Annotated in this window: 4 protein-coding genes; 1 reads left to right on the top strand and 3 read right to left on the bottom strand. The window is 42.6% G+C overall.

All coding sequences use genetic code 11. From position 1 onward, the window contains the following. The coding region (locus tag ACT8YW_RS22980) for a PIN domain-containing protein (RefSeq protein ID WP_444107258.1) at positions 1 to 89 on the bottom strand (89 nt) is incomplete at its 3' end. Between the two features lie 131 nt (positions 90 to 220). On the opposite strand from ACT8YW_RS22980, the gene ACT8YW_RS22985 reads away from it, so the two are divergent. Next, a complete protein-coding gene (locus ACT8YW_RS22985; protein ID WP_444107256.1) occupies positions 221 to 1,699 on the top strand; it encodes a bifunctional folylpolyglutamate synthase/dihydrofolate synthase in 1,479 nt (492 codons plus the stop codon). On the opposite strand, the gene ACT8YW_RS22990 is transcribed toward ACT8YW_RS22985, so the two are convergent. Then, the gene (locus ACT8YW_RS22990; RefSeq protein WP_004327226.1) at positions 1,667 to 2,041 is read right to left on the bottom strand and encodes a RidA family protein; all 375 of its coding nucleotides are present in this window, start codon (positions 2,039 to 2,041) and stop codon (positions 1,667 to 1,669) included. The two genes, ACT8YW_RS22985 and ACT8YW_RS22990, sit on opposite strands and share 33 nt — an antisense overlap. A gap of 79 nt (positions 2,042 to 2,120) precedes the next feature. Beyond that, positions 2,121 to 2,336: RyR domain-containing protein (locus ACT8YW_RS22995; RefSeq protein WP_444107257.1), on the bottom strand; the 216-nt coding region annotated here is incomplete at its 5' end.

Genomic DNA, 2,336 nt, shown 5'->3' on the forward strand with positions numbered 1-2,336 from the left:
TAAATATCATTTTCCTGAAAATTCTTCAAGCAATTGTAGTCGTGAAGAATAACATTTGTGTCTAGCACAAAATTTTTCTTAGTTCCCATGATTTCTTAGATTTAAATGTTGATATTTGCAATCTCATTCGCCAATCCCCCATTTATAGTCAGATTGACGGTTCTAAAGATAAACAAATTAGTGGGCAATAAAGATTGCCCGACGTTAAATATTATAAAACATGGACTATCAGAACACTTTAAAGTACTTATATGAGAGTGCGCCAATGTTTCAACAAATAGGAGGCAAAGCATATAAGCCGGGTTTAGAGACCACACACAAATTGGACGAACATTTTGGGCATCCTCATCAACAATTCAAGACGATACATATCGCCGGAACCAATGGAAAAGGATCCTGTTCACATACCATCGCAGCCGTATTGCAGTGCGCCGGTTACCGGGTAGGACTATTCACCTCCCCTCATTTAATCGACTTCCGCGAACGTATCCGTATCAACGGTGAGATGATACCGGAAGAGTATGTAGTCAATTTCGTAGAAGAGCATCGCTCTTTCTTCGAGCCGCTGCACCCTTCGTTTTTTGAACTGACTACCGCCATGGCGTTCCGCTACTTTGCGGACCAGAAAGTAGACGTAGCCGTTATCGAAGTAGGAATGGGCGGACGTTTGGATTGCACCAACATCATTCACCCCGATTTATGTGTCATCACTAATATCAGTTTTGACCACATGCAATATCTAGGGAATACCCTGACAAAAATAGCCAAAGAAAAAGCAGGCATTATCAAAGAAGGGGTTCCGGTAGTCATCGGCAGAGCTAAAGGCAGCGTTAAACGTGTGTTCACCATGAAAGCAAAAGAAATGAATGCACCTATCAACTATGCAGATTCTATCTTCCCATATAATCCCACAGACTGGCTTCCTTATCCGGAAATGCAGGCACTAAGAAAACGTCTGGATAATGTCCTGCAAGACTTGATAAAAGAGACTCACCAACCATCTGAAAGCGCACAAGAATCCAAAGAGATATTGCTTTTCCTGCATCCGGCAGACAGCATTAAAGCATTAGACAAAATACTCGACAAGAGAAAAGATGCTATCCGAATTGTCAATGAAATGTTTCCTGCAGGTCTTTTTATGGAATTAAGCGGTCTCTGCCAGCATGAAAATATCCTCACCATCCTGTCTGCTCTTGAAGAGCTGACAAAAATAGGTTATCGCATCTGTCCAAAAGACTATCTCAATGGTTTTGCCGATGTGTGCAAACTCACCGGACTGATGGGACGCTGGCAGAAAGTACACAGCTATCCGGATATCATTTGCGACACGGGACATAATGTAGATGGAATCAAATATGTCTGTGGACATCTTGATTTCCTTCATCAGAAATTCAACCAGGAACTGCACATCGTATTTGGCATGGTGAACGATAAGGATATCAGCAGTGTCTTGCAAGAGTTACCGAAAGATGCCACCTATTATTTCACCAAAGCAAGTGTGAAACGTGCACTTCCGGAAAATGAACTATTGGCATTGGCAGAAGAAGCCGGATTGAAAGGTACCACCCACCCCACTGTTGTGGAAGCTGTACAGGCGGCAAAAAAGAACTGCCCCCCCAAAGATCTGATCTTTGTAGGAGGCAGCAGTTTCATTGTCGCAGATTTGTTAGCGAACCGCGATACACTCAATCTCTACTAACGCATCCTTGGGCAGAGCTTTTACGGCAACCGCCGAACGTGCCGGAAAAGCTCCGTCAAAATACGTAGCATACACGCCATTCATCCCTGCAAACAGGGACATATCCTGAAGAAATACAGTGGTTTTGACAATGTTTCCCATTGTCAATCCTGCTTCTTCAAGAATGTGTTTGATATTCTCCAACGACTGGCGAGCCTGTCCTTCTATCCCTTCAGCCATCTGTCCCGTAGCGGCATCAATAGGCAACTGACCGGACACAAATACCATACCATTAGCTTCTATCGCCTGACTATAAGGGCCGATAGCCCCCGGAGCTTTCTCACTGCAAATTACTTTTTTCATATCTATTTCTTTTTCTGTTTATAATGAATTTCAAAGATAAAAATAAATTCTGAATAAGGTTGTTGCCATCATTCATCATCTATTTTTCATCCTTCGAAATCTTAAACCCCAGTTTCATTATCAGTTTCAAGGTTTCCACTGAAGAATTTCTGTCATACACCTTTTCTTCTTCAGGCAATTCTTCATACGGAACCAGGCACGGATGCTGTTTCAATACATCATCCCGCTTTTCGCCATACGTCCAACCTTGTTCTATTCTGGTTTTCGACCAGACCTCATGAACATTCTTAGCCAT

The sequence above is a fragment of the Bacteroides sp. genome, from assembly GCF_052357945.1.
In the GTDB taxonomy this organism is placed as follows: domain Bacteria; phylum Bacteroidota; class Bacteroidia; order Bacteroidales; family Bacteroidaceae; genus Bacteroides.